This window comes from Faecalibacterium prausnitzii (assembly GCF_003287405.1).
GTDB classification, from domain to species: Bacteria; Bacillota; Clostridia; order Oscillospirales; family Ruminococcaceae; genus Faecalibacterium; species Faecalibacterium intestinale.
The window spans coordinates 143540-166303 of sequence record NZ_PRLD01000007.1; the positions used below are offsets into that span (position 1 = coordinate 143540).

At 58.4% G+C, this 22764-nt stretch carries 18 protein-coding genes and 3 tRNA genes; 16 read left to right on the forward strand and 5 right to left on the reverse strand.

The features are described from left to right. Nucleotides 1–110: 110 nt before the first annotated feature. Complete coding sequence (locus C4N24_RS08805; RefSeq protein ID WP_112091103.1) at nt 111–1478, reverse strand: MATE family efflux transporter; 1368 nt, start codon at nt 1476–1478, stop codon at nt 111–113. Nucleotides 1479–1684: 206 nt separating this feature from the next. Between C4N24_RS08805 and C4N24_RS08810 the strand changes: the two genes are divergently transcribed. The 12 genes from C4N24_RS08810 to C4N24_RS08865 all read left to right on the forward strand — a co-directional run bounded on the left by C4N24_RS08810 (nt 1685) and on the right by C4N24_RS08865 (nt 16500). Further along, entirely contained in the window at nt 1685–2293 is a 609-nt protein-coding gene (locus C4N24_RS08810) for a sugar transferase (RefSeq protein WP_112091104.1), read from the forward strand. A 203-nt stretch (nt 2294–2496) separates the two neighbouring features. Then, on the forward strand, nt 2497–3720 hold the full coding sequence (gene spoIVB, locus C4N24_RS08815; RefSeq protein ID WP_112091105.1) for a SpoIVB peptidase: 1224 nt from the start codon (nt 2497–2499) through the stop codon (nt 3718–3720). Between the two features lie 119 nt (nt 3721–3839). Continuing rightward, complete coding sequence (gene spo0A / locus C4N24_RS08820; protein WP_015538099.1) at nt 3840–4598, forward strand: sporulation transcription factor Spo0A; 759 nt, start codon at nt 3840–3842, stop codon at nt 4596–4598. Between the two features lie 140 nt (nt 4599–4738). After that, the gene (locus C4N24_RS08825; RefSeq protein WP_112091107.1) at nt 4739–5458 is read left to right on the forward strand and encodes a DNA alkylation repair protein; all 720 of its coding nucleotides are present in this window, start codon (nt 4739–4741) and stop codon (nt 5456–5458) included. 91 nt (nt 5459–5549) lie between these two features. Then, the gene (gene pyrH / locus C4N24_RS08830; RefSeq protein WP_005923912.1) at nt 5550–6260 is read left to right on the forward strand and encodes a UMP kinase; all 711 of its coding nucleotides are present in this window, start codon (nt 5550–5552) and stop codon (nt 6258–6260) included. 103 nt (nt 6261–6363) lie between these two features. Beyond that, entirely contained in the window at nt 6364–6918 is a 555-nt protein-coding gene (gene frr / locus C4N24_RS08835; RefSeq protein WP_055185167.1) for a ribosome recycling factor, read from the forward strand. A 92-nt stretch (nt 6919–7010) separates the two neighbouring features. After that, a complete protein-coding gene (gene uppS, locus C4N24_RS08840) occupies nt 7011–7724 on the forward strand; it encodes a polyprenyl diphosphate synthase (RefSeq protein ID WP_112091108.1) in 714 nt (237 codons plus the stop codon). A 128-nt stretch (nt 7725–7852) separates the two neighbouring features. Next, nucleotides 7853–8713, forward strand: coding sequence for a phosphatidate cytidylyltransferase (locus tag C4N24_RS08845; protein ID WP_112091109.1), 861 nt, complete (start codon nt 7853–7855; stop codon nt 8711–8713). Nucleotides 8714–8732: 19 nt separating this feature from the next. Next, nucleotides 8733–9884, forward strand: coding sequence for a 1-deoxy-D-xylulose-5-phosphate reductoisomerase (dxr, locus tag C4N24_RS08850; RefSeq protein WP_015538102.1), 1152 nt, complete (start codon nt 8733–8735; stop codon nt 9882–9884). Nucleotides 9885–9951: 67 nt separating this feature from the next. Next, the gene (locus C4N24_RS08855) at nt 9952–11064 is read left to right on the forward strand and encodes a M50 family metallopeptidase (protein ID WP_112091110.1); all 1113 of its coding nucleotides are present in this window, start codon (nt 9952–9954) and stop codon (nt 11062–11064) included. Nucleotides 11065–11079: 15 nt separating this feature from the next. Continuing rightward, entirely contained in the window at nt 11080–12126 is a 1047-nt protein-coding gene (gene ispG / locus C4N24_RS08860; RefSeq protein WP_005923929.1) for a flavodoxin-dependent (E)-4-hydroxy-3-methylbut-2-enyl-diphosphate synthase, read from the forward strand. Between the two features lie 120 nt (nt 12127–12246). Beyond that, nucleotides 12247–16500, forward strand: a complete 4254-nt coding sequence (locus tag C4N24_RS08865) for a PolC-type DNA polymerase III (RefSeq protein ID WP_112091119.1) — start codon at nt 12247–12249, stop codon at nt 16498–16500. A 242-nt stretch (nt 16501–16742) separates the two neighbouring features. Here C4N24_RS08865 and C4N24_RS08870 read toward each other — a convergent pair whose 3' ends face one another. Both C4N24_RS08870 and C4N24_RS08875 read right to left on the reverse strand, forming a co-directional pair. Beyond that, nucleotides 16743–18437 carry a DAK2 domain-containing protein gene (locus tag C4N24_RS08870; RefSeq protein ID WP_112091111.1) on the reverse strand — a complete coding sequence of 565 codons (1695 nt, stop codon included), beginning with the start codon at nt 18435–18437 and terminating at the stop codon, nt 16743–16745. 55 nt (nt 18438–18492) lie between these two features. Continuing rightward, nucleotides 18493–18843 (reverse strand): Asp23/Gls24 family envelope stress response protein, encoded by a 351-nt coding sequence (locus C4N24_RS08875; RefSeq protein ID WP_005923940.1) that lies wholly within the window; start codon nt 18841–18843, stop codon nt 18493–18495. A gap of 512 nt (nt 18844–19355) precedes the next feature. Between C4N24_RS08875 and C4N24_RS08880 the strand changes: the two genes are divergently transcribed. Next, complete coding sequence (locus C4N24_RS08880; protein ID WP_112091112.1) at nt 19356–19811, forward strand: CBS domain-containing protein; 456 nt, start codon at nt 19356–19358, stop codon at nt 19809–19811. A gap of 147 nt (nt 19812–19958) precedes the next feature. Here the strand turns inward: C4N24_RS08880 and gltA are convergent, their stop codons facing one another. After that, nucleotides 19959–21353 carry an NADPH-dependent glutamate synthase gene (gene gltA, locus C4N24_RS08885; RefSeq protein WP_112091113.1) on the reverse strand — a complete coding sequence of 465 codons (1395 nt, stop codon included), beginning with the start codon at nt 21351–21353 and terminating at the stop codon, nt 19959–19961. Between the two features lies 1 nt (nt 21354). Then, complete coding sequence (locus tag C4N24_RS08890) at nt 21355–22200, reverse strand: sulfide/dihydroorotate dehydrogenase-like FAD/NAD-binding protein (RefSeq protein ID WP_097779766.1); 846 nt, start codon at nt 22198–22200, stop codon at nt 21355–21357. Between the two features lie 330 nt (nt 22201–22530). Here C4N24_RS08890 and C4N24_RS08895 point away from each other — a divergent pair. From C4N24_RS08895 to C4N24_RS08905, 3 genes are all read left to right on the forward strand, one after another. Next, nucleotides 22531–22606, forward strand: a tRNA-Gly gene (locus C4N24_RS08895). A gap of 5 nt (nt 22607–22611) precedes the next feature. Further along, a tRNA-Val gene (locus tag C4N24_RS08900) sits at nt 22612–22687 on the forward strand. Between the two features lie 3 nt (nt 22688–22690). Next, a tRNA-Asp gene (locus C4N24_RS08905) sits at nt 22691–22764 on the forward strand.

Consider the following 22764-nt stretch of genomic DNA (forward strand, 5'->3'; position numbering starts at 1 on the left):
AGAGGAAAAATATTTTTTATTTGCAGTTCCGAAACGCCTGCGGGCGTTTCGGAACTGCTTTTTCACGGGAAGAGTTATAACCGAAAGGGCGTTGCTTTGTTCGAAATTGATTATGCCGCCTGTGTCTGCTGCTGGTTCTGACGCAGATGCCGCCGCACTACCAGCAGACAGCCGAGATGCACCAGTGCGGTCAGCGTCCAGCTGATGGGGTAGCTGATGTACAGCATAAAGGGGGTGCGGTTCAGCTGGAAAATGGTGGCGATCCATACCAGCCGCAGTGCGCATACGCCCACAAGGCTTACCACCATGGGCAGCACGCTGTAACCCAGCCCGCGCAGGCTGCTGGCCAGCACGTCCATGATGCCGCACAGCAGATAGGAGCCGCAGATGATCCTTAACCGCTCGATGCCGGTAGCAATGACCGCGGTGTCCGAGGAGTAGAAGCGCAGCAGCTGGTTCCCTGCCAGCGCTGCGCCGCCGCCCAGCACAAGGCCGGTCACCACGACACACAGCAGACAATTGCGGATCACCCGGTCAAGGTTGTGGTACTTGCGTGCGCCGATGTTCTGGCTGGTAAAGGTGACAGCGGCCTGCGCAAAGGCGTTCATGGCGGTATACACAAAGCCCTCCAGATTGGAGGAGGCAGAGTTGCCCGCCACCACCATGGAGCCGAAGGAGTTGATGGAGGACTGGATGACCACGTTGGAAAGGCTAAACACCGTGCTTTGCAGCCCGGCAGGCAGACCGATGAGCAAGATCTGCTTCAGCGTCCCGGCGTGGAAGGCCAGCCGCCGCAGGTCCAGCCGCAGCGCACCCTCCTCCCGGACGAGCATCCCGGTCACCAGCAGCGCGGACACGGTCTGGCTGATGATGGTGGCCAGTGCTACGCCTGCCACGCTCATGGAAAAGCCGATGACAAAGACAAGATTCAGCACCACGTTGATGACGCCGGCAGCGGCCAGACAGTACAGCGGGCGCTTGGTGTCGCCTACGGCCCGCAGCAGCGCACTGCTGAAGTTGTACAGCATGGTCATGGGCATTCCGATAAAATAGATCTTCAGGTACAGGGCGGAAAGACCGATCACATCCTCCGGGCAGCTCATCAGCTCCAGCAGGCCGCGCGCGGTGCAAAAGCCCACCACCGCCAGCAGCACGCCGCTGACCAAGCCCAGCGCCACGGCGGTATGTACCGTATCCTGCACGCCTTTTTCGTCCCGGGCACCAAAGCACCGGGCTGCCACCACGTTGGCACCCAGCGAAAGCCCGACGAACAGGTTGACCAGCAGATTGATCAGCGCACCGTTGGAGCCAACAGCGGCCAGCGCCGTGCTGCCCGCAAAGCGCCCCACCACCACAACGTCGGCGGCGTTGAACAGCAATTGCAGAATGCTGGATGCCGCCAGCGGCACGGAAAACAAAACGATCTTTTGCAGCATGGGCCCGCTGGTCAGGTCTGCGGAACGGCTGGTCGTAGCCATGAGTTATCTACCTCCTATAATAAACCTGAATTGACATAGCAATTGCCTATTATAGCGCGATATTAGGTAAAAAACAAGAGGTAAAGCGTCCATTTCCTCCAAAATCGCCAAATATCAGCCGCCAGGCACAGCCTGCAATTGAAAAATGCTGCCCATACTGCTATAATAAAGCGGTACACCCGTAGAAAACGGAGGAAGTTTTATTTATGTATCGAAATCGGATCAAACGGCTGCTGGATATTTTGCTGTCGGCCTGCGGCATCCTGTGCCTTTCGTGGCTGCTGCTGCTTCTGGCTGTTGCCATCAAGCTGGACTCGCCCGGGCCGGTGTTTTTCCGGCAGAAGCGGGTAGGCATCGGCAAGCGGCATTTCCAGATCCTCAAGTTCCGCACCATGCGCATCGACACCCCGCACGATATGCCTACCCATCTGCTGCACGACCCGGAGCAGTATATCACCCGCATGGGGCGCTTTCTGCGCAAGACCAGTCTGGACGAGCTGCCCCAGCTGTGGAACATCCTTGTGGGGGATATGGCAGTCATCGGGCCGCGCCCGGCGCTGTGGAACCAGTACGACCTGTTGGCTGAGCGGGACAAGTACGGCGCAAACGATGTGCGCCCGGGGCTGACCGGATGGGCGCAGATCCACGGCCGGGACGAACTGGAAATTGCCGAAAAGGCAAAGCTGGACGGCTGGTATGTGGAGCATATCAGCTTTGGGCTGGATGTAAAGTGCTTCTTTGGCACCATTACCGCCGTGCTCAAGCATGACGGCGTGGTGGAGGGCGGCACCGGCACTTTGCACGATGAAAAATAAGGCGCACCGCCGCCGTGCCACGCCTTTGCGCTGCGGAAAAATCGTTTGTGACAGATAGAGCAAGCCCGGAAGGTCTGCGGATCTTCCGGGCTTCCATTTTTACGGGAAGGGACTGAAGCGGAAAGCGGCATCTGCGAAAGCCCTGTTATTTTCGCCCTTTTCTGCGCATAATAAATCCGAAAAATGCGCAGGGAGGCCGTAAAATGTCCAAGCACAGCATCGTCAGGTGGATAAAGATTATAGTGGCTTATCTGCTGGTGGCAGCCGTGGCGGCGCTGGGCTGGCTGTGGTGCGCCCTGCCGGAGCAGGTTTATCTGGAACCGGAACAGCCGCTCATGCTGCCGCGCTTTGGCTGGGTGGAACCGCTGCGCGGGCACGGCAGCCGCAATGTGGCCAGCACCCGGGCAGCGGGCAGCTATCAGACTACGCTGGCGCTGGGCGGCTGGCTGCCGGTCAAGACCATCCGCGCCACCGTGATGCAGCGCCCTACGGTTACGGTATGCGGCACGCCTTTTGGGGTGAAGATGTTCTCAGAGGGGGCGCTTGTCGTGGGCTTTTCCGAGGTGCATACCGCCGCCGGTACGGTGAACCCTGCAAAGCAGGCGGGGCTGCGGCTGGGCGACCGGGTCATCCGCATGGGGAACACCGTCACCGAGACCAACGAGCAGGTCCATGCCGCGCTGGAAGCCGCTGCCGGTGCGGCGGTGGAGGTGGTCTACGTCCGCAAGGGCGAGCAGCGGCAGACCACCCTTTTGCCGGTGTGGGATACCCAGAACGCCCAGTGGCGGGCAGGGATGTGGGTGCGGGATTCCTCCGCCGGGGTGGGTACGCTGACCTTTGTGGACGCGCAGGCCGGGGTGTTTGCCGGGCTGGGTCACCCCATCAGCGACAGTGACACCGGCGAGCAGGTCGCCCTGCGCAGCGGCGAGATCGTGGCCTGCCAGATCGTGGGCTGCACCGGCGGCACCGCCGGCAGCCCCGGGGAGCTGAAGGGCAAATTTATCAGCGACCACGCCCTTGGCAGGATCTGCATCAACGGCGAAAACGGCGTCTACGGCACGGTAAGCACCGCCATTGCCGGGCAGCAGACGGAGCTTGCCTTTGCGCAGGAGGTGCTGCCCGGCGCGGCAGAGATATTGACCACCACCAGCGGCGAAACGCCCCGCAGCTACCGCGTCTATATTGAAAAGGTGAACGATGCCGACCCGCGCCGCAATATGGTGCTGCGTGTTACCGACCCGGCACTGCTGGCGCAGACCGGCGGCATCGTGCAGGGGATGAGCGGCAGTCCCATCCTGCAAAACGGGCGGCTGGTGGGTGCGGTGACCCATGTGCTGGTCAATGACCCGACACGAGGCTACGGCATTTTTGCGCAAACCATGCTGGAACAGGCACATTCCGTGTCCGGAACGGATGCGGCAGCATAAAAAAGTAGGACATTCGAGCGGAATTTCCATAATTTCCCAAAATAAACCGTTGAACTGTCTGGAAAATTATGGTAAAATCCATGGTATTAAAGGAACTGCACACATTGGAGGAAACAACCATGGATAAAGTGAGATTCTTGATGTCGGATACCGGTGCTCAGATCACAGAAGCCTGCCGCGAGGCGCTGGAGCAAAAGGGCGTGGAAGTGACCGTTGTGGAAAAGGATGGAAATAAGGTTTTACAGAAGATGCTGGCCGTTCGCCCGCAGGTGGTGCTGCTGGATGCCTTTATGCCCGGGCTGGATGCACTGGCGGTCAAGCAGCGCTACAATGCCGCCGGCGAGCGCCACACCTCGTTTTTCGTCACCGGCGCGTTCCAGAGCGAGGAAATGGTACAGGAACTGCTGGACGAGGGCTTTGCCTACTATTTTGTCAAGCCCTTCGACGAAAGCGTCCTTGCCGCCCGGGTGCTCAAGGCAGCCAGTGGACAGGAAAAGCACCTGCTCCACACCAGTGTGGACAGCGACGAGCTGACCGTCACCGAGATATTGCACCAGATCGGCGTGCCTGCCCACATCAAGGGCTACCAGTTCCTGCGGGATGCCATTCTGCTCACCATGAACGAGCCGGAGTACATCAACGCTGTGACCAAGCGCCTGTACCCGGAAATCGCCAAGAAAAACGGCACTACCGCCAGCCGGGTGGAACGCGCCATCCGCCACGCTATCGAGGTGGCGTGGGACAGGGGAGACGTGGATACCCTCAATAGCTACTTCGGCTATACCATCCATAACCTGCGCGGCAAACCCACCAACTCGGAGTTTATCGCGATGATAGCCGATAAGATGCGGCTGGATAAACGGCAGAGGGTGGGGTAAACAAGCAGGAAAAACAGAAACGGGGATACTATTATAGAAAGCACGGGATGCTCCAAAGGCTTCATCTGAGAAAGGTGAAGCCTTTTCTCTTTGCATTTTCCTTCCCATCTGGTACAATGGTGCAGAAGGGAAGTGACAAAATGCAGGAAGTGGATGCGATCCGTGCGCAGCTGTTTGCGCTGCAAGACAAGGAATATCAGATCTTTAACAGCCGCCTGATGCCCACCCTGCCACCAGAAACGGTGATTGGGGTGCGAGTGCCGCTGCTGCGTAAGCTGGCAAAGCAGCTGACAGATACCCCGGAAGCGGAGGTGTTTGTGCAAGATCTGCCGCATTTTTATTATGAAGAAAACGCTCTCCACGCCTTTCTGCTGGAGTCTGTCCGGGATTTCGGCACAGCGCTGGCGGCAACTGAGCGCTTTTTGCCCTATGTGGATAACTGGGCAGTCTGCGATAGCTTCAGCCCCAAGGTGTTTGCGCAGCATAAGCCGGAACTGCTGACCGCTATCCGGCGCTGGCTGGGCTCTGACCAAGTGTATACCGTGCGCTACGGGATCGGGATGCTGATGCGGTATTATCTGGACGATGCCTTCCGGCCGGAATATCTGGCTTGGGCGGCGGCGGTGCACAGCGAGGAATACTATGTCAATATGATGCGGGCGTGGTATTTTGCCACTGCACTGGCAAAGCAGCCGGCAGCGGCACTGCCGTGGCTGACCGAAAAGCGGCTGGACGTGTGGACGCACAACAAGACCATTCAGAAAGCGGTGGAAAGCTACCGCATCCCCCCGGAACAAAAGCAGGCTTTGCGGGCACTGCGCATTCGTTCACAAAAGCTTTGCGAAGAACGGCACGTTTGACTGTTTACATTGTGGGAGTTTTATTGTAAAATATAGTATAGTAAAAATGCCGGGCTATCCGGCGAAAGATAAAACAGGTGGTGTTTGGATTATGGCATTGAAATATAAGCGTATCCTTTTAAAGATCAGCGGCGAGGCGCTGGGCGGCGAAAAGGGCATGGGCTTTGACGAGCCCACCATGGACGCCATTTGCGGCGGCGTGAAAAAGGCGCACGAGCTTGGCGTGCAGATCGGCATCGTGGTAGGCGGCGGCAACTTCTGGCGCGGCCGCTCCAGCGGTAAGATGGAGCGCACGCTGGCCGATAAGATCGGTATGCTGGCTACGGTGATGAACGCACTGGCTGTCTCTGATAAGCTGGAGCAGCTGGGCGTGCCCACCGAGGTGTTTACCTCGATCACCATGCCGCAGGTGGCCCCTGCCTTTACCCGCAAGGATGCTCTGCGCGCCATGGACGAGGGCAAGATCGCTGTGTTCGGCGGCGGCACCGGCAACCCCTTCTTCTCTACCGATACGGCTACCGCCCTGCGCGCCGTAGAGGTGAGCGCCGATGTAATGTTCAAGGCGACGATGGTGGACGGCGTTTACGATAAGGACCCCCACAAGTACCCGGATGCCAAAAAGTACGATACCCTTACCTTTACCAAGGTGCTGGAGGATCAGCTGGCCGTTATGGACGGCACCGCAGCTACCCTGTGCCGCGACAACAAGCTGCCCATTCTGGTGTTTGATCTGGCCGACCCGGACAACATCGCACGGGCTGTGCAGGGCGAAAACGTGGGCACTCTGGTCTACGAGGGCTGAGCATAGCGCCCCGGTGCAACTGCATACGATTGGATAGAGCAGCAGCGGCGCAGTGCGCTGCCTGCATGGATCAATAGAATAAAGAAACAGGAGAACAACGACAATGAGCAGCAACACCAAGGTTTTCGAAGATAAGATGAAGAGCTCTGTGGAGCACCTGAGCCGCGAGCTGGCTGCGGTGCGCGCAGGCCGTGCAAACCCCGCCGTGCTGGATAAGGTGGTCGTGGATTACTACGGTGCACCCACCCCCATCCAGCAGTTGGCAGCTGTGGCCGTTTCTGAGGCTCGCACTCTCACCATCACCCCTTGGGACCGCACTCTGCTGCGTCCCATCAGCAAGGCGATCATGGCCAGCGATGTGGGCATTACCCCCATTGATGACGGCGTTACCATCCGCCTGAACTTCCCCGCACCCAACGAGGAGCGCCGCAAGCAGCTGGCTAAGGAAGTCTCCAAGCTGGGCGAGGACGCCAAGGTTGCCGTGCGTAACGTGCGCCGCGATGCTATGGATAAGGCCAAGGCTATGAAGAAGGCCGGCGAACTGACCGAGGACACCCAGAAGACCATGGAAGAGGATGTCCAGAAGCTGACCGATAAGTATATCAAGAACATTGATGCTGCCGTGGAAGAAAAGCAGAAGGAGATCATGGCCGTCTGATCCGCAGCACACAATAACGATTGGGAGGTGCCGTGCGCTGGTGGAAGGTGCGCGGCACTTTTTGCAGGCAGCCTTGCTGCCGGGAGGTATAAATGACACACCCCAAAGAATTTGCTGAAGGGCTTTCCATCGGCATCATTATGGACGGCAATGGCCGCTGGGCGAAAAACCGCGGCCTGCCCCGCACCGCAGGACACAAAAAGGGTGCGGAGGTGTTTAAGGATATTGCCAACTACTGCGATGAACTTGGCGTAGCATCGGTGTATTTCTACGCGTTCTCCACCGAGAACTGGAAGCGCCCGCTGGAAGAGGTGGGAGCCATCATGAAGCTGTTCGCCCAGTACCTCATCGAGGGCTTTGACTACAAGAACCGCAATATCCGTATTAAGTTCTTAGGCGACCGCACCGCGCTGGATCCCAAACTGCAAAAGATGATGAACGAGCTGGAAGGGGACTCTGCCTGCAAGACCGGCATGACCCTGAACATCGCCATCAACTACGGCGGCCGCCCGGAGATCGTGCGCGCAGCACAGCAGCTGGCTGCAAAGGCTGCGGCAGGCGAGATCCGCCCCGAGGATATCAACGAGCAGATGATGAGCGATGCCATGTACACCGCCGGACAGAAGGATCCGGACTTTATCCTGCGTCCCAGCGGAGAAAAGCGGCTGTCCAACTTCATGCTCTGGCAGGCCGCCTATTCGGAGCTGGTGGAGATGGATGTGCTCTGGCCGGACTTTACCCGTGCCGATCTGGATACCGCCATTGAAGAATTCAACCACCGCAGCCGCCGGTTCGGCGGCATCTGAGCGGCGCAGTATCCGTATTGCAAACCCTGCGCCCATGGTGCAGACCCGGCAGACCCGGTACTTCCTCGGGTCGGAGCGCGCTGCCCCGCAAGGGGCTGCTGCCGGAAGAACAAAGGAGATCGAAACCTATGAAAACACGCATTATTACTGCGATCGTGGGCATTCTGGTGCTCATTGGCGTGATGTTTACCTTTAACACCATGGTGTTCAATCTGGTGATCGCTGCCATCACCCTGATCGCCGTCCACGAAATTTACAACGCCCTCGGCTTTGAAAAAAAGGACTGGCTCATGTACGCAGTGCTGGTACCCTACACATTGCTGGTCATGCTTTCCACTTACAGTGCCATGCGCAAGCTGGTCATGCCTATGTCCTTTGTGCTGGTCACCTTTTTTGCCATCTATCTGGTGGTGCGCAACGGCACAATCAGCTACCAGAAGGCCAGCGGTCTTTTGGTGTTTTCGGGCATCGTGATCTTCTGCTTCTACTCCTTTATCCTGCTCAAGGAGCGTCTGCCGGTGGAAAAATTCGGCTATGACGCGGTTTTCTTTATTCTGCTCATCCTCTGCTTTGCATGGGGCGGCGACACCTGCGCCTACTTTGCAGGCCGCGCCTTTGGCAAGCACAAGCTGTGCCCGGTGGTCAGCCCCAAAAAGACGGTGGAGGGTGCCATCGGCGGCGTGCTGGGCACCATGGTGTTCGGCGTGGTCGCTACCATCATCTACTCCATGGCGGCTAACCGCATGGAAGCCTTTACCCGCTCTAATATCGGGGTCTCCATGTATGTCATCATCGCGCTGCTGGGCTGCATCGCTGCAGTGCTGGGCATCTACGGCGACCTGTTTGCCAGTGTGGTCAAGCGTCAGTGCGGCATCAAGGACTATGGCACCATCTTCCCGGGTCACGGCGGTATTCTGGACCGCTTCGATAGTGTGATGTTCATTGCGCCCTTCGTGACCATGGTCATCACCGCCGTGTTCTACGTCTGATACAGAGGAGGAAACTATCATGTCTAAAAAAATAACGCTGTTGGGTTCTACCGGCTCCATCGGTACCCAGAGTCTGGATGTCATCCGCGCCCAAGGGTACGAGGTCTACGGCCTTTCTGCCCACAGCCATGTGGAAAAGATCTTGCAGCAGATCGAGGAGTTCCACCCGAAATATGTCTGCATGACCGACCCGGATGCCGCCGCAAAGCTGGACGCCGCGCTGGCCGGCCGGGCAAATGCACCCAAGCTGCTCACCGGCCCGGAGGGGCTGAAGGAACTGGCTGCGCTGGACGGCCCGGATGTGGTGCTGAACAGCGTGGTGGGCATTGCCGGTCTTGGTGCCAGCCTGTGCGCCATCGAGAGCGGCCATGATTTGGCGCTGGCCAACAAGGAAAGCCTTGTCACCGGCGGTCATCTGGTCACGCAGGCTGTGGAAAAGCACGGGGTACAGCTGCTGCCTGTGGACAGCGAGCACTCCGCCATCTTCCAGTGCCTGCAGGATAAGGAGAGCGCTCCCAGCCTGACCAAAATTCTGCTCACGGCCTCCGGCGGCCCCTTCTTCGGCATGACCACCGAGCAGCTGCGCGGCAAGACCCGTGCAGACGCCCTCAAGCACCCCAACTGGAACATGGGCGCTAAGATCACCATCGACTCTGCCACCCTGATGAACAAGGGTCTGGAGCTCATCGAGGCCGTATGGCTCTTCGGTCTGCCGCCGGAAAAGATCCAGATCGTGGTGCAGCGCCAGAGCATCGTCCACTCTGCGGTGCAGTTCAGCGATAATTCGATCATTGCCCAGCTGGGTGTGCCGGATATGCGCATCCCCATCCAGTACGCCCTGACCTACCCCAAGCGTGTGCCGGGCGTAGTGCCGGAGCTGGACTTTACCACCCTGAAGCTGCTCACCTTCGATGTGGCTGACGAAGAGACCTTCCGCTGCCTTGCCGCCTGCAAAAAGGCCATTCGCAAGGGCGGTCTTGGCCCCTGCGCCGCCAACGGTGCCAACGAGGAAGCCGTTAAGCTGTTCCTTGAGGACAAGATCGGCTTTTTGGATATCGGCCGCTTGGTGGAGGCTGTTGTGGATAGCGACAGCTTTGGCGGCGACTATACGCTGGCAGACGTGTACGAGTGCGACCGCATGGCGCGCGCATTCGTGCAGGCACACCTGTAACGCTTTATCAGCAATATACGTCCCGGCGCTGTTTCTGTAACGGCTCCGGGGCGATATGGGAGAACGAATGTCATTTATTATCACCATCCTTGCCGCGCTGCTCGTGTTCAGTGCGGTGATCGCCATCCACGAGTTCGGGCATTTTGCGGTGGCAAAGCTCTGCGGCATTCAGGTCAACGAGTTTTCCATCGGCATGGGGCCGGTGCTCTGGAAAAAGAACCGCAAGGGTACCCAGTACAGCCTGCGCGCCCTGCCTGTGGGCGGCTTTGTAGCGCTGGAAGGGGAGGAAAGCCCCGAAAGCCAGCAGGCAGAAGCTGCCCATACTGTGCAGGAGCAGCCCGCCCCGGAGACGGAAGCATCTGTGCAGCCCACCGGCGTCCCCCTGAATGAAGCGCCGGTATGGCAGCGGGCACTGGTCATGGTAGCCGGTGCGGTCATGAATTTTGTGCTGGGCTTTGTGGTGCTGGTGGTTTTGATCGCCGCCCAGAATGAGCCCATCACCAGCAAGACCATCTACGCCATTCAGGACGGTGCCCTCTGCGGGCAGACCGGCCTGCAGGCGGGGGACAAGGTTCTGGCGGTGAACGGCCGCCGCTGCTTTGTGGCAAACGACATCTTGTATGAGCTGGTGCGCACCCAGTCCTACAGTGCGGATTTCACCGTGCTGCGGAACGGCCAAAAGGTGCATCTGCCGAGGGTACAGTTTGACACATGGCAGGACGAAAAGGGCGAGACCCACATGAGCATCGGCTTTTCCGTCTACGGGCTGGAAAAGACCCCCGGCAACGTGCTGCGGGAGGCAGGCAACAGCGTGCTGTACTATGGGCGCATCGTGTTCACCTCCCTTGTGGACTTAGTGCGCGGGCGGGAGAGCATCAACAACCTCTCCGGCCCGGTGGGCATCGTATCGGCCATCGGGCAGGCCGCCAGCTACGGCTGGCAGGATCTGCTGGAGATGCTGGCGCTCATCACCGTCAACCTTGGCATCCTCAACCTGCTGCCATTCCCGGCGCTGGACGGCGGTAAGGTAGTATTTTTGGTCATTGAAGGCGTCACCGGCCATACAGTGCCGGAAAAGCTGCAAAGCGTGCTCACCCTTGCAACCTTCGGGCTGCTGTTCGGGCTGATGCTCTTTGCAACCTACAACGATATTCTCCGGCTCATCACCGGGACAGTATAAGAAAGGGGAACCCTTATGCGGCAGAAAAAACGTGAAGTGAAGATCGGCAATGTGACCATCGGCGGCAGCAACCCTATTGCGGTGCAGACCATGCTCAATGTGCCGGTGGAGGACATCGAAGGCAATGTGGCACAGGCTAAGCGGTGCGAAGCTGCAGGCTGCCAGATCCTGCGGGTGACCTGCCCCAGCCCGGCGGATGCAAAGTGCATCGAAGCCGTCAAGAACGCGGTGAACATCCCCATCGTGGCGGATATCCACTTTGACTACAAGGCAGCGCTGGCCTGCGCGGACGTGGGTGTGGACAAGATCCGCATCAACCCGGGCAACATCGGTGACGACGACCGGGTAAAGGCAGTGGTGGATGCCTGCCAGCAGAAGAACATCCCTATCCGTATTGGTGTCAACGGCGGCAGTCTGGAAAAGCACATTCTTGCCCGTTACGGTGCACCCACCCCGGAGGCCATGGTGGAAAGCGCTTTGTACCATGTGCGGCTGCTGGAAAAGTTCGATTTTAACAACATCGTCATCTCCATCAAGAACTCTAACGTGCCCCGCATGATGGAAGCCTACCGCCAGCTCAGCGCCGTCACCGACTACCCGCTCCATGTGGGCGTCACCGAAGCCGGCACCTACCAGATGGGTCTGCTGAAAAGCGGCATGGGCATCGGCGGGATGCTGCTGGAGGGCATCGGCGACACCATCCGTGTGTCGCTGGCTGCCGAGCCGGAAAAAGAGGTGGAAGCAGGCTTTAACATCCTGCGCGCTGTGGGCTTCCCGGTCACCGGGCCGGAGGTCATCACCTGTCCCACCTGCGGACGCACCCAGTACCCCTGCACTGAAATCGCCAACGAGGTGGAAAAGCGGCTGCAGGGCTACAAAAAGTCCATCAAGGTAGCCGTGATGGGCTGCGTTGTCAACGGCCCCGGCGAAGCGCGCGAAGCCGATATCGGCATTGCTGGCGGCAAGGGCGAGGCCGTGCTGTTCATCCACGGCAAGCCCATCAAAAAGCTGACCGGCGATAACATTCTGGATCAGTTCATGGACGAGATCTATAAATTGTAAGTATTCTTTTCCCTACTGCCACACCTGCAAAAACGGGTGCGGCAGTTTGTGCTGTAAAGAACCCACCAAAAAGGAGTACCATTTGTGAAACCACTTGTTTCCCAGCTGTGGCCGCAGTTTATGGCGGACCCGGATTTTGCGGCCTGCTTCGGGCAGGTGATCGTGGAGCACGCCCGGATGCTGCGGCAGGACCGGCAGGTCGAGTTTACTCTGCGCAGCGCCGCCCCGCTGGATCAGAACCTCTGCGCCCGCCTGCTGGCTTCCCTGCAGCCGGACTATGAGGGCTTTGAGCTGAAGATCAAAAACCTGTTCGGCTATGCCATGCTGGACGAGCACGCCCTGCGCACCCTGCTGGAGGACATGAAGCGGGACGGCGTGCCCATCAACGGCTTTCTGGACAGGAGCAGCATCTCCATTACCGGGCAGAACATCACGGTGGGGGTGTGCCACGGCACAAAGTTTTTGCAGGAGATGGGCTTTGAGGAGCTGCTTGCCAAGCGCATTGCTGAGCATACCGGCGTTACCCCCAAGGTGACGCTGCAAAGCGCGGTGACTGCGGCTGAGCAGCAGCAAATGGAAGAAAAGCTGGAGCGCAAGATCGCACCGCCGGTGGTCAAGTTTGAGAAAAAAAATACCGCACCGTCCATCAAGGTGGAGGGACTCAACCTTACGGACAAGCCTGTCACCATCTTCCACGGCAAAATGTTTACCCCCAAAAACCTTACGCCTCTCAAGGATCTGGGCGGCGAGGGCGGCAAGTGCATGATCTGGGGCGATGTGTTCTTTACCGAGGTCAAGGGCAACTACCGCAAGATCTACACCGTGTCCATCACCGACTACACCGGTTCTATCAACCTGAAGGTCCGCGCACAGGAAGGGGAGGACTGCTCCAAGTGGGAGGGCATCAGCAAGGGCAGCACAGTCATCGTGCGGGGCGACTGCTCCTACGATAAATACGAGCACGACTACATCGTATACCCCTACGATGTGCTGATCGTGGAGCGCAAAAAGCGGGAGGATACTGCCCCGGAAAAGCGGGTGGAGCTGCATTTGCACACCAAGCTTTCCAGCATGGACGGCTTTTGCGACCCCGGCGGCATCGTCAAGCTGGCGCACCGCATGGGACACCCCGCCATTGCCATCACCGACCACGGCGTGTGTCAGGGCTACCCGGAAGCCATGCTGGCAGCCGATGACATCCACAAAAAAGACCCGGATTTCAAGCTCATCTACGGGTGCGAAGCCTACTTTGTGGACGACATGGTGCCCTGCGTCTACGGCGTAAAGGATCAGCCGCTGGACGGCGAGTTCTGCGTGTTCGACACCGAGACCACCGGTCTTGATCCTGGGGTGGAGTACCTTACCGAGATCGGCGCGGTCATCATCCGCAACGGCGAGGTGGTGGAGGAGTTCGACACCTTCGTCAAGCCCGGCAAGCCCATCACCCCCAAGATCACCGAGTTGACCGGCATCACCAACGAGATGGTGGCGGATGCGCCCGGTGAAAAGGAAGCGCTGGAAGCCTTTCTTGCCTTTGCGGGCGACCGCATTCTGGTGGGGCACAACGTCCATGCCTTTGATATGCGCTTTTTACGGGCAGCTGCCAAGCGCAGCGGCGTCAAGTTGGAACCTACCTATATCGACACTCTGACCATGGCACAGACCATGTACCCGGGTCTGCACAACTATAAACAGGGAACCATCAATAAGCATCTGGAACTGCCTGCCTACGAAGCGCACCGCGCCTGCGAGGACTCCGCTGCGCTGGGACGTATCTTCTGCGTGATGCTGAACGACCTTGCGGAAAAAGAGGTGACGAAGGTCAGTGAGATCAACACCGGCCTTGGCGGCAACCGCGAGGTGCTGAAAAAGAAATACTATCACCTCATCATTCTGGTCAAAAACCAGATGGGCCTGAAAAACTTGTACAAGATCGTCAGTGAAGCACACGTCAACTACTTCTTCAAAAAGCCCCGCGTGCCCCGCAGCCTGCTGAACAAGTACCGGGACGGCCTGCTGCTCACCAGCGCCTGTGAAGCGGGCGAGCTGTACCGCGCCATCGTGGACGGCACCAGCTACGAAGAACTGAAAAAAATCGCCGCCTATTACGATATCCTTGAGATCCAGCCGCTGGGCAACAACGCCTATATGGTGCGGGATGGCAAGGTGGACAGCGAGGAGCGGATCAAGGAGTTCAACCGTACCGTCATCAGGCTGGGCGAGGATCTGCACAAGCCGGTCATTGCTACCGGCGACGTGCACTTTACCGAGCCGGAGGATGCGATCTACCGCGCCGTATTGCAGGCAGGCAACGGCTTTAAGGATGCCGACAACCAGCCGCCACTGTTCTTCCGCACCACGCAGGATATGCTGGCGCAGTTCTACTATCTGCCCAAGGAAAAAGCCTACGAGGTGGTGGTGAAGAACCCCCGCAAGATCGCCGCCATGATCGACAACAACGTGCGCGCCATCCCCCGGGGCACCTACCCGCCCAGCATCGAGGGTGCAGAGCAGCAGCTGCGCGATGCCACATGGGAGCACGCCAAGCGGGATTACGGCGATCCCCTGCCCGAGATCGTGGAAAAGCGGCTGCAAAAGGAGCTGGATTCCATCTGCGGCCACGGCTACGCGGTTCTGTACGTCATTGCGGTCAAGCTGGTGGCCTACTCCAATGCGGGCGGCTATCAGGTGGGCAGCCGTGGCTCGGTCGGCTCCTCTGCCGTGGCGCACTTTTCCGGCATCTCGGAGGTGAACAGTCTGCCGCCCCACTACCGCTGCCCCAAGTGCAAGCACAGCGAGTTCATCACCGATGGCAGCGTGGACGATGGCTTTGACCTGCCGGATAAAAACTGTCCCCACTGCGGCACCCGGATGCTGGTGGACGGCCACGACATTCCCTTCGAGACCTTCCTGGGCTTCTACGGCGATAAGGAACCGGATATCGACCTGAACTTCTCCGGCGAGTACCAATCCAACGTGCACCGCTACACCGAGGAGCTGTTCGGCAAGGCCAATGTGTTCAAGGCCGGCACGGTGTCCGGTATTCAGGATAAAACCGCTTATGGTTACGTTAAAAAGTATCTGGACGAGCGGCAGCGCACCGTGAACCACGCCGAGGAGAACCGCCTGACGCTGGGCTGTACCGGCGTCAAGCGTACCACCGGCCAGCACCCCGGCGGCATGGTCGTTGTGCCGGACACCTATGAGATCTACGATTTCTGCCCCATCCAGCACCCGGCGGATGACGTGGCGGGCGGTCTGCTGACCACCCATTTCGAGTTCAAGTACCTGCACGACACCCTGCTCAAGCTGGACGAGCTGGGCCACGATATGCCCACTTTCTACAAGTATTTTGAGGAATACACCGGCATCCCGGTGGACAGCATCCCCATGAACGACCCCAAGGTGTACAGCCTGCTGACCAGCCCGGAAGCGCTTGGCGTGACCCCGGAGCAGATCGACAGCCAAACCGGTACCTTCGGCATCCCGGAAATGGGCACGAATTTCGTGCGCGGAATGCTGGTAGAAGCACGGCCTAAAAATTTCTCGGAGCTGATCCAGATCTCCGGTCTGTCCCATGGCACGGACGTGTGGACGGGCAACGCGGACGAACTGATCCGCAGCGGAACCTGCACCATTGCAGAGGTCATCGGCTGCCGTGACAGCATCATGCTGTACCTGCTGCGCAAGGGGCTGGAGCCCAAGATGGCCTTTGATATCATGGAGGCCGTGCGTAAGGGCAAGGTGGCCAAGGGCGGCTTCCAGCCGGGCTGGGAGGAAGCCATGCGGGAGCACGAGGTACCGGACTGGTACATCGAGAGCTGCCGCAAGATCAAGTATATGTTCCCCAAGGCTCACGCTGTGGCCTACCTGATGAGTGCTATCCGTCTGATGTGGTACAAGATCTACAAGCCGCAGGCGTTCTATGCGGTGTATTTTACCGTGCGCGGCGATGATATCGACTACGAAGCCGCCATCGGCGGCGCTGCCGTGGCGCGCGCCCACATGGAAGCGGTCAAGCGCCGCCTGAAAGAGGAAAAGAATGCCAAGGACGAGGATGTGCTGGTCAGCTTGCAGCTGGTCAACGAGATGCTGAGCCGTGGGTACGAGTTTTTGCCCATCGAGCTGGGCAAGAGCCGCGGCTCCAAGTATGTGGTGGAGGACGACAAGGTGCGCCTGCCCTTCAGCGCCCTGAAGGGCCTCGGCGGTGCCGCTGCCGAGGCTCTGGAGCGGGTGACCATCCACGGAGAGGAATATATCTCGGTGGAAGAGCTGCAGCAGGCCTCCGGCGTGGGCAGCGGCATTCTGGACCGTCTGCGTCAGGTGGGCGCACTGGGCGACCTGCCCGAGAGCAGTCAGGTAAGCTTTTTCTGAGAAACAAAGGCCGTTGCACAGATTTTGTGCAGCGGCCTTTTATCAGGTCTGGACGATTTTGAATGCCCGCCGCGTGCGCTTTGGGCATTTTCAGCGGAAGAATTTTTTATAATTTCCAAGTCGGGAAGTTCTGCGGAACTTCCCGACTTGCTTTTTCGCCAGAAAAAGAGACTGCCGCACGGAGTACCATGCAGCAGTCTCTTTGTGTTTTGTGATAATGTCAAATCAGGGCAGGGGAATGCTTACTCCACGCTGATCATATAGTAGTAAACGGGCTGGCCGCCGCGGATGTGGCTTACTTCCACATGGTTGGGGCACTTTGCCTTTACGATCTCGGTAACCTTCTCGGCGTCCTCATCGCTTACATCACAGCCGGAAATGATGGTGACGAAGCTGGAATCCTTCTTGCACATATTGCGTGCCAGACGGTAGGTGGCCTTGGTGATATCGGTGGAGGTGGAAACGATCTTGCCGTTCTCCAGCGCCATGATCTCGCCCTTGCGGATGCGCTTGCCGTCGTACTCGCTGTCGCGGGCGGCGTAGGTGATCAGACCGGTGGACACCTTGTCGGCAGCAGCCATCATGTTGATGGTGTTGGTCTCAGCGTTCACAGAGGGGTCAAAGTTCAGCAGTGCGGTAATGCCCATGGGCACGGTGCGGGTGGGCAGCACCACCACCTGACGGTCAGCCAGCTTCTGTGCCTGCTCGGCAGCCATGATGATGTTCTTGTTGTTGGGTAGCACGAACACGGTCTTGGCAGGCACGCTCTGGATGGCTGCCAGAATATCCTCGGTGGAGGGGTTCATGGTCTGACCGCCGGACACCACAGCGTCTGCTGCCAGATCGGTGAACACAGCCTTCAGACCCTCACCGGCGGCAACAGCCACAAAGCCGTAGTCGCGGCTGGGATCCACGGCGGCGTAGATGAACTCGCTGGCCTGAGAGGGAGCCTTCTCGGCAGAAGCCTGCTTTTCAAGGCTCTTGCCCTGCTTCTGGCGGGCGAGGAACTGCTCGTGCATATTCTCGATCTTGAAGTTGGTCAGGTAGCCGTACTTGATGGCCTCGCTCAGGATCTTGCCGGGGTCGGCAGTGTGAACGTGCAGGTTGATGACGTCATCATCCTCAATGCACACCACGCTGTCGCCGTTGGACTCTGCAAAGGCACGCATCTTGGCGGCGCTGGCACCCTCGTTCTTGTTGATGAGGAACTGGGTGCAGTAGCCGTTGGTAATGTCCTCCACCTTCATCAGGTCGTCGGTGAACACGCCCTTACCGGCATTCTCGGTGGACAGCTTTGCCTTGTTGGGGGCAGCTTCGCCGCCGGCAATAATGGCCTCGCCATGGAACACCTTGCCCATGCCCTCAAAGATGACCATAATGCCCTGACCGCCTGCGTCCACAACGCCGGCCTTCTTCAGCACGGGCAGCAGGTTGGGGGTGTCCTCCAGTGCCTTCTGACCGGCAGTCAGCACCACGTCCCACAGGGCGGGCACATCTGCGGCATCACTGGCAGCGGCTTCCTCAGAAGCAACGCGGGCAACGGTCAGGATAGTGCCCTCGGTGGGCTTCATCACGGCCTTGTAGGCACCCTCAACGCCCTTCTGCAGGGCAGCCACGATATCGGCAGCGTCAGCCTCTTTTTTGCCCTCCAAAGCCTTAGAGAAGCCGCGGAACAGCAGGCTGGTGATAACACCGGAGTTGCCGCGCGCACCGCGCAGCATGGCAGAAGCGGCGGTCTTGGCAGCTTCGCCCACGGTGCAGCTGTCGTCCAGAGCTTCCAGCTCACGCACGGCAGCGCCCACGGTCATGCCCATGTTGGTGCCGGTGTCGCCATCCGGCACGGGGAAAACGTTCAGCTCGTCCACGCGGGAACGCTGGTTGTTAATGTTGTTGGCGCCGGAAATGATGGCGTCGCGCAGGATCTTACCAGAAATCATTGTTCTTACTCCTTAGTAACTGGCCGGAAAATCCCGGCTCGGGTTTGCAGACAAATCAGGCGATGACGTCATCCACGGACACCACCACGCGGGCGACCTTCAGCCCGGTGGCCTGCTCCACCTCGTCCTTAACGCGGTGGGAGATGCTGCGGGCGGCGGTGGAAATGTTCAGACCGTAGCTGACGGCAATGTGCAGCTCGATGACCAGACGCCCATTCTGCTGGGTCACGCGCACACCCTTTTCCGGGTAATCGGAACCGTATACCATGCTTTTCACAGCGTCAGTCATATCACGGGGAGCCATGGCAGCAACGCCGTAGCACTGTTTGGTGGCTTCACCCACCAGAGTGGAAAAATACCCATCAGTAAAGCTGACATTCCCAAGCGGGAAACGGGAAGTGATCATAGTCGCTCTGCTCCTTTATGTTATTTTTCATAAAAATACACGCAAGGGTCGGGGGCATTGGCTGCGCAAAACGAAGCTTGCCTCAGATAAACACCCACCCTATTATACAACTTTGCACCGTGGTTGTACAGTTCAAATTGTTGGATTTACTGCTTTTTGCGCTTCTTTTGCATCATTTTTGTAAAGAAAAAAGGGAGAACTGCCCTCGACAGCCCTCGCGCTGCTTTGCGCAGCGGACGTGGTATGCTGAAGGCAGGCTGTGCAGAACCCACCAGGACGGAAAGTATGACAAATAAAGAAAAACAATCTGTGAATAAATTATAAAAGCTTCCTTGCCTGGCTTTCTTTGTCTATGAAAAAGTGCTAAAATAGAAACAAAGAAGAAAAGGGGCTGCCAGCCCCCTTTTCCCATGATACTTCCCGGAATACGCCGGACGCACGGCACATTACATAGCGCAGGCTGACCGTTCCAACAGGTATTGCCTGCAAAAAATGCGATAGGAGTTGTTGGCATGAACATTCTCTTTTTTCTTTCCCCAAAGCAGGATCTGATGTACGTTTACGATGACTTTACCCTCCGGCAGACGTTGGAAAAGTGGGAAAACAACCGCTACGCCTCCATTCCGGTGCTGAACCGCAAGGGCGAATATGTGGGCACGCTGACCGAAGGCGATATCCTGTGGGGACTGAAAAAATACCATGGTCTGGATCTGGAAGCCGCCGAGGACATCCCCATCTCAGAGTTTGCGCATAAGCGGGACTACAAGGCCGTCACGGTGACCACCAGCATGGATGAGCTGGTGGAAGCCGCCATGAACCAGAACTTTGTCCCGGTGGTGGATGACCGGGGCAGCTTTATCGGTATCGTGCGGCGGCAGGCCATCATCCGCTACTGCTACGATAAATCCCGCAAGATCGAAATGACCCGTACCGGCCGCCCCGTAAAGGAACTGGCTGGCGTACATTAAAACAGATGCCGTTTTCGGCAGTGTCCATCCCGTGAAAATGTAGGCCCGGAAAGTCCGCAGACTTTCCGGGCCTACTCTGTTCATAACAAGATCTGCGCTGAAAAAGGGCGCTGCACAGTAAATGTGCAGCGCCCTTATTGCTATTTGTTACTTGTTGCGGATGTACTCGTCCATGGCCTTTGCAGCTGCCTTACCGGCACCCATGGCCTTGATGACGGTAGCAGCACCGGTCACGGCGTCGCCGCCGGCGTACACGCCGTCACGGCTGGTCTTGCCCTCGTCGCCCTCGGTCACGATGCAGCCATGCTTGTTGGTCTCCAGACCCGGGGTGGTGGAACGGATCAGCGGGTTGGGGCTGGTGCCCAGACTCATGATCACAGTATCCACGGCCAGCTCAAACTCGCTGCCCTGCTTTTCAATGGGACGGCGGCGGCCGGAAGCATCCGGCTCACCCAGCTCCATCTCAATGCAGGTCATGGAGTGCACAAAGCCGTCCTCGTCCGGGTGGATGGCAACGGGGTTGCACAGGGTCTTGAAGATGATGCCCTCTTCCTCAGCGTGCTCCACCTCTTCCTTACGGGCGGGCAGCTCAGCCATGCCGCGGCGGTATACGATATACACGCTCTCGGCACCCAGACGCAGGGCGCTGCGGGCAGCGTCCATAGCCACGTTGCCGCCGCCCACAACGGCAACCTTCTTGCCGGTACGGATGGGGGTCTTGCTGGTGGGCAGGTAAGCCTTCATCAGGTTGGAACGGGTCAGGAACTCGTTGGCAGAGTATACGCCCTTCAGGCTCTCGCCGGGGATGTTCATAAAGCGGGGCAGACCGGCACCGGAGCCTACGAACACGGCCTCGTAGCCGTACTCGCCCATCAGCTCGTCAATGGTCAGCACCTTGCCGATGACCATGTTGCACTCAAAATCCACGCCCATCTTCTTCAGGCCGTCGATCTCCTGCTGGACGATGGCCTTGGGCAGACGGAACTCGGGAATGCCGTACATCAGCACACCGCCTGCAACGTGCAGAGCTTCGTAAACAGTCACCTTATAGCCCAGCTTAGCCAGATCGCCGGCGGCGGTCAGACCGGCAGGGCCTGCGCCGATGATGGCCACCTTATGGCCGTTCCATTCGGGTACGATGGGTGCGGTGTGCACGTTCTCGCGGTGCCAGTCGGCTACAAAGCGCTCCAGACGGCCGATAGCCACCGGCTCGTTCTTGATGCCGCGGGTGCACTTGCCCTCGCACTGGCTCTCCTGCGGGCAGACACGGCCGCAGACGGCAGGAAGGGAAGAGGAGCGGTTGATCACCTGATAGGCGGCTTCAAAGTCGCCCTCTGCAACGTGAGCGATAAACTCCGGGATGTCGATACCCACGGGGCAGCCGGACTGGCAGGGCTTGTTCTTGCAGCCGATGCAGCGCTTGGCTTCGTTCACAGCCATCTCGGCGGTGTAGCCCAGAGCCACTTCCTTAAAGTTCTTGTTGCGGACGTTGGGGTCCTGCGTGGGCATGGGGCACTTTTTGGGGTCCATATTGAAAGCCATTTTACATTCCCTCCTGAGTCTTGAACAGGTTGCAGGCTGCCTCACGGGCGTGTGCCTCAAACGGGCGGTACATGGTGCCGCGTGCCATTGCCTCGTCAAAATCCACCAGATCGCCGTCAAAGTCGGGGCCATCCACGCAGGCAAACTTGGTCTGACCGCCCACGGTCAGGCGGCAGCCGCCGCACATACCGGTGCCGTCGATCATGATGGGGTTCATGGAAACGATGCTCTTCAGGCCGTGCTTCTGGCAGGTCTTGACCACAAACTTCATCATGATCAGCGGGCCGATGGTGATGACCAGATCGTACTGGTTGCCGGCAGCTACCAGCTCGTCCAGCGCAGCGGTGACCACACCCTTTGTGCCGTAGCTGCCGTCGTCGGTCATGATGCGCAGCTCGTCGCTGCAGGCGTTGAACTCGTCCTCAAGGATCAGCAGATCCTTATTGCGGAAGCCGATCACGCTGTGCACCACACAGCCCTGATCGTGCAGTTCCTTGGCAATGGGCAGTGCAATGGCGCAGCCCACGCCGCCGCCCACAACGCACACCTTCTTCAGACCCTCGGTCTCGGTGGCGCGGCCCAGCGGGCCGACAAAATCGTGGACACAATCGCCTGCGTTCAGGCTGTTCAGCTCCATGGTGGTACCGCCCACGATCTGGAAGATGATATCTACAGTGCCCTTTTCGCGGTCGTAACCGGCCACAGTCAGGGGGATGCGCTCGCTGTCCTCAAACGGACGTACAATGATGAACTGACCCGGCTTTGCCTTTTTGGCGATCAGCGGGGCTTCGATGACCATCTTTGTCACGGTGGGGTTCAGCGCGACCTTTTCAGTGATCTTATACATTGCGTTAGCTCCTTTTTGCTGGCAATTCCTTTTTCTTTTCTATAAATGGAAGCTGCACCCGCGCGGGTGCATTTTCCGTTTGACAAAGCGTCCTCTTTATTATAATAGTTTGTAAAATAGAAAGCAACTGTATTTTATTCGTGCACACAGCCGTGCGAAACAGGGTGAAAAGGGCGGAGTCCTCGCCGCACGCAAGATAAAAAAGAACGTATCAGAGCAAAAAGACATTCTTTTTTGAAAAAATGTAAATTTGTGGTTGACAACTGCCGGAGTGTGCGGTATAATAACCAACGTCGCCGGACGAAAGCCCGGTACAAACAAATGGAATGTGCGGCCGTAGCTCATCTGGTAGAGCGCCACCTTGCCAAGGTGGAGGTAGCGAGTTCGAGCCTCGTCGGCCGCTCCATATGTGGAAGTTTAGCTCAGCTGGGAGAGCATCTGCCTTACAAGCAGAGGGTCAGCGGTTCGAGCCCGTTAACTTCCACCATATGGCCCGGTAGCTCAGTTGGTTAGAGCACCAGCCTGTCACGCTGGGGGTCGTCGGTTCGAGCCCGATCCGGGTCG